Annotated in this window: 6 protein-coding genes; 1 reads left to right on the top strand and 5 read right to left on the bottom strand. The window is 37.9% G+C overall.

Annotated features, from left to right (window positions below; all coding sequences use genetic code 11):
• Positions 1 to 122: 122 nt before the first annotated feature.
• Both IQ228_RS21055 and rpe read right to left on the bottom strand, forming a co-directional pair.
• A complete protein-coding gene (locus tag IQ228_RS21055) occupies positions 123 to 488 on the bottom strand; it encodes a hypothetical protein (protein ID WP_193964297.1) in 366 nt (121 codons plus the stop codon).
• A 433-nt stretch (positions 489 to 921) separates the two neighbouring features.
• Complete coding sequence (gene rpe / locus IQ228_RS21050) at positions 922 to 1,629, bottom strand: ribulose-phosphate 3-epimerase (RefSeq protein WP_193964295.1); 708 nt, start codon at positions 1,627 to 1,629, stop codon at positions 922 to 924.
• Between the two features lie 245 nt (positions 1,630 to 1,874).
• Here rpe and IQ228_RS21045 point away from each other — a divergent pair, with 245 nt between their 5' ends.
• Positions 1,875 to 3,455, top strand: coding sequence for a S8 family serine peptidase (locus tag IQ228_RS21045; protein ID WP_193964293.1), 1,581 nt, complete (start codon positions 1,875 to 1,877; stop codon positions 3,453 to 3,455).
• 23 nt (positions 3,456 to 3,478) lie between these two features.
• Here IQ228_RS21045 and IQ228_RS21040 read toward each other — a convergent pair whose 3' ends face one another.
• From IQ228_RS21040 to IQ228_RS21030, 3 genes are all read right to left on the bottom strand, one after another.
• A complete protein-coding gene (locus IQ228_RS21040; protein ID WP_027401921.1) occupies positions 3,479 to 3,955 on the bottom strand; it encodes a Uma2 family endonuclease in 477 nt (158 codons plus the stop codon).
• A 134-nt stretch (positions 3,956 to 4,089) separates the two neighbouring features.
• Positions 4,090 to 4,476, bottom strand: a complete 387-nt coding sequence (locus IQ228_RS21035) for a type II toxin-antitoxin system VapC family toxin (RefSeq protein WP_039203075.1) — start codon at positions 4,474 to 4,476, stop codon at positions 4,090 to 4,092.
• Positions 4,473 to 4,754 carry a hypothetical protein gene (locus IQ228_RS21030; protein WP_193964291.1) on the bottom strand — a complete coding sequence of 94 codons (282 nt, stop codon included), beginning with the start codon at positions 4,752 to 4,754 and terminating at the stop codon, positions 4,473 to 4,475. The genes IQ228_RS21035 and IQ228_RS21030 overlap by 4 nt, the downstream gene beginning before the upstream one ends.
• Positions 4,755 to 4,925: the final 171 nt, after the last annotated feature.

Genomic DNA, 4,925 nt, shown 5'->3' with positions numbered 1-4,925 from the left:
CTCCAAACCTCTCCCCGAAGCGGGGAGAGGCTTTGAAAACCCCCTTCCCTCGTAGGGAAGGGGGCAGGGGGGTTAGGTTTTTGGAGATTATCGGTTTCATCTAATACTTTTAAAACATCCTCTTAGACAGCTAACCGCAACTGCTGAGGTTGTTGTTGCAAAATTAAGTTAATGACTTCTGGACTCCATTTGAGAACTCGACTACTGAAGTCTGCAAACTGCTTACCTTTAATGGTGGGTTCCCATTGCCAATAATGCTTTTGCTGGTAATTCGTATCTTCCAGCATTTCATTAACACGGCGAGAAGTCCAGTTTTCTCCAGTCCTTTGACTAAGATGGTAGGCTATCTCTGTAACAGTGAGAGATTTCTTGGGAAGTGCTTGGTTAATGAGTCCCAATTCTACCTTGACTGTGATTTCTAGATGTTCCAAAACTTCAAAGTTGCTAATTGCAAAATGAAGTGGTTGAACATTAGCTTTTTGTGCCACAATAAATTTGACTCCTATTTATTGTAAGGAATTGGAGTTCCTGATTCGCCAAAATCAGTAGAGGTTTTACTTCCAGTAAATGTCAGCCTAGCTCGTCACAGCCATGCTGACATTCAATTATGGGTTATTAGCAAAAGTATTTTTAGCCCACCCGTGCAATTACCATAGCACAAGATGAGAGTTTAGCACAAGCTTTCTCTTAAAAAATTATAGTAGGCGGGCAATATTTATAAACCGTATCATAGTTAATTTTCATTGTCAAGCAAACACATAAAAATCACTAAATGCTTGTAGATGTTGGGTTTCCTCTGTTGCACTGATGATATTCAGCTATGGTGAAGCGGTTAGCAATAAATATGTTTATCCAAAAAATAGATCCCCGACTTCTCAAAGAAGTCGGGGATATGAGTCTTACTTAATCACAAGTATTAAATTAAACAGCAGCCAATTCTGGACTAGGACGCTTACTGTTACGGATATTGGTAATCGCCTCAGCATAATCAGGAGCATTGAATACAGCCGAACCCGCTACAATAGCATTAGCGCCAGCTTCCAAAACTTGCCAAGTATTATTAGCTTTTAGTCCCCCGTCAACTTCAATCCAAGGATCTAAACCGCGTTCATCGCACATTTGACGCAACTTGCGGATTTTAGGAACTACGCTAGGAATGAAGCTTTGACCACCGAAACCGGGGTTAACGCTCATAATTAGCACTAAATCGCACAATTCTAGGACATATTCAATTAACTCTAAAGGTGTACCCGGATTGAGTACAACCCCAGCTTTCTTACCGAGTTCTCTGATTTGTCCGAGAGTGCGGTGCAGGTGAGGAGATGCGTTGTGTTCTGCGTGGATAGAAATAATATCAGCACCAGCTTTAGCAAAACCTTCCACATACTTTTCTGGTTCCACAATCATCAAGTGGACATCCAGTGGTTTGGTTGTAACTGGACGAATCGCCTCCACAATCAGAGGACCTATTGTAATGTTAGGGACAAAACGTCCATCCATTACATCAACGTGAATCCAATCTGCTCCTGCTTTGTCTACGGCGCGAATATCGTCACCCAGACGGCTAAAATCTGCTGATAGGATGGATGGAGAGATAACTATAGGCTTTTGAGATGAATTTTGGGTCATGGCTAGTGGGTTTTAAGCGTCTTCGTCTGTAGGCATTGTAACAAAATATGGAGAAATTATTAAAAATTAATTCAAAAATGAAAATTTTAAATAAAATTTCTCTCTCTTTTCTCCTTTCCCTCTGGAAGAATATGGATTAAATGAACCACGTTCGCGCAGCGTCCCGGAGGGATATAGGGACGAAGGACACGAAGAAAGGAAGGAAGAAGATAAATCTTGATTTGGGAAGGGAGTAACAAGCGGTTATGAATAAAAATTGGCTAATTTTTTGGAGTTTAGGTTTTTCCTGCTTGACTGTACCCGTCTTTGCTGGTGTCAAGTTTGCTAATTTTTTAGGTGCTAACGGTATTGATGCGCTGAAACTACATCAAGCCCCTTATAATTTGACTGGGCGGAAAATTGCTATTGGCCAAGTAGAAATTGGTCGTCCGGGGATGTTTGGCTGGGATAAAGCCGTATCTAAAAATCGGGCTGTATCTCCATTTGCAGTGTTTTCACGCAATGTCCCGGCTAAGTCGAATGTTGGTGTTGATCCTCATGCTTATAATGTTTCTGGTGTGATGGTGAGTCAAGATAAGGCTTTTCCCGGTGTTGCACCAAATGCGCGACTGTATTCTTCTGCTGTCGGATCTACAAAAAAAATCGGTCAACCAGAGGAGTGTCTGTCAGCACAACATATTGCTTTACAAAATGGTCGTGATGTGCGGGCGATTAATTTTAGTTTTGGTGAACCTCTGGAACGTGATCCTCGACCAGAAGCTATGTTAGATGGTAATGCTTTACTAACATTATGTATTGACTGGTCTAGCCGTGTTCATGATGTTGTCTATTCCATTGCTGGTAATCAAGGCAAAGGCGGGATTCCCATTCCTACAGATAATTTTAACGCAATTAATGTGGCTTTTTCTTCAGAACGCGAGGGAATTTTTAATAAAGTTCACGTTTCTAATTTGGCGAGTATTAATCAAGGTATAGAAAATCGTTTAGCAGGGAAGGAATTTAATATTGGGGGGAGAAGTGCAATTAGTTTGGTTGCTCCTGGGACGAATATTCCTTTACTTAATCCTGATGGTAAGTTAAATAAATCTACAGGTACGAGTTTTGCTGCACCGCAAGTTACGGCTACTGTGGCTTTATTACAGGAATTTGTGGATAGACAGTTACGAATTAAACAAGCAAATTGGACTATTGATGCTCGTCGTCATCAGGTCATGAAAGCAATATTACTTAATTCTGCGGACAAGATTCAAGATAGTGGTGATGGTTTACGGTTGGGAATGACGAGGACTTTAATTGATAAACAAAATCAAGATTGGTTAGTTTCTAATGCTTACAAAAATTCCAAAATTCCCCTGGATGCTCAAATGGGAGCAGGTCATTTAAATGCTTTTCGAGCTTATCAACAGTTGAATGGTGGTGAATGGAAACCTAATACACCAGTTCCGCCTATTGGTTGGGATTATGGTACTGTTAATGCTAATTCTTTTAAGGAATATACTTTGCAAAAGAGTTTGAAACAAAATAGTTTTGTGGCTATTACTTTAAGTTGGGATCGTTTGGTGGAGTTGAATGATAAAGATAATAATCAGGAATATGATATAGGGGAAACATTTATAGATAAAGGATTAAATAATCTTGATGTTTATTTAGTTAAAAATAATGAAGTTGTTGTTTGTGATTCTGTGAGTGAGGTTGATAGTGTCGAGCATATTTTTTGTCCAGTTCCTACTAATGGTAACTATAAGATTCGGGTGCAATTCAAGAAGCAGGTGAATGAAGCTACTCAACCTTATGCTTTAGCTTGGTGGACTGTAGGTGAAAGGTGATAGATACAACAAAGTTCAGCAGATTAGCGTTTAATTTGTTGAGGAAAGTCAGGAACTAACAAAGAGTTTTCTAATTCACCTTGTTGATTATAGAACCTGATTTCACCTTGTTCATTACATAACCATACTTCAATTGCTTGAGCTTCTAAATATAATTGTTTCTTAAATTCCATTTCATCAATAGTATTGCCCGTAGATTTAACTTCTATACAAATTTCTGGTGCTATGGAAGCTGATATTTCATCTTGAATTTGATCAAATCTTGTATCTGAACACCAAACGACATCAGCAACTTTAACGCCGTCTGATGTATTGATTGCACATTCTGGCATGACTTCGCCAGTTTTTAATAAAGATTCTAATAGTCGTTGGATTCTTCCTTGATAAAAAGAGTGTTTAATTTTTACAGGACTCATGACAATTTGTCCCCATTTATTTAATTCAATTTTGAAAGGTAAATCTTGTAATTGTTTATTTTCACAAACTTCTTCCCATCTCATAATCATTTACCTAGATTGATCAGACCAATATTATTTTAACGGATTTTTCAAAGGAATAAAACAAAGAGAAATAATAAGTTAGCTATTCCTACAGAGCGATTAGTGATCGCTACTTATACTAAAAGAGTTAGCGATTACCAAATTACAGGACAGTCATAGTTTTGGAAAACTGAGTCTCGACTAATTAATGTTGCATTTTCAACTTTAGATTGAGCTAGTAGAAGTCTATCAAATGGATCTTTGTGGTGTAGAGGTAAGTTTTTTAGTTCCAGAATATGGAGAAATGTTATAGATAATAAAGTAATATTATTTTGTTCCTGCTGAGTTTTTAGCATAAGTTCTAAATCATCTCTAAGAGTTAATTTCCCTAACTGAATTTTGATTTGCATTTCCCATAGGCTGACTATGCTCAGAAGTAACTCATGATTGGGATTTTGAAGTAATGTTAGCGTGTCTCTAGGTATACGGTCTGGTTCGCTATGCCACCACATAAAAGTGTGGGTATCGAATAGTAATTTCATGTTTCACCAAGCCAAAACTCATCAGGTAGTGGATCATCAAAGTCATCAGTGAATATACAAGAACCTAAACCGAGTCCTGGCTGTCGTAATCCTTTATTTGGCATAGACTGAGGTTCTTTATTAATCTTTACTTCTACCCATTGCAATAACTGTGTAGCCAGTTGAATTTGCTCCTTTTCATCAAGACTTTTGAGAAGATGTTCAGCAAGCATTGCTCTGTATAGAGGAGGTAAGGTTAATACTGCTCCAAAAATTTCATCGTAAGTAACGTTAGCCATACAAAAAACTCCTTACAGAGTGTGGTAATGGCATTTTAGCATAAATGCGCTTAACCCAAATTACTGATCATTAAGATTCATATTCTTCTTTAGCTTCTTGTGTTGTTTTTTATTTAGTTAAATTGTTCCAATAAAAATATTCATCATGAATTTTTTTCAGTTCGTCAATGG

This window comes from Dolichospermum sp. LEGE 00246 (assembly GCF_015207865.1).
Taxonomy (GTDB): domain Bacteria; phylum Cyanobacteriota; class Cyanobacteriia; order Cyanobacteriales; family Nostocaceae; genus Dolichospermum; species Dolichospermum heterosporum.
This window is presented reverse-complemented; position numbering and strand designations above follow the sequence as displayed.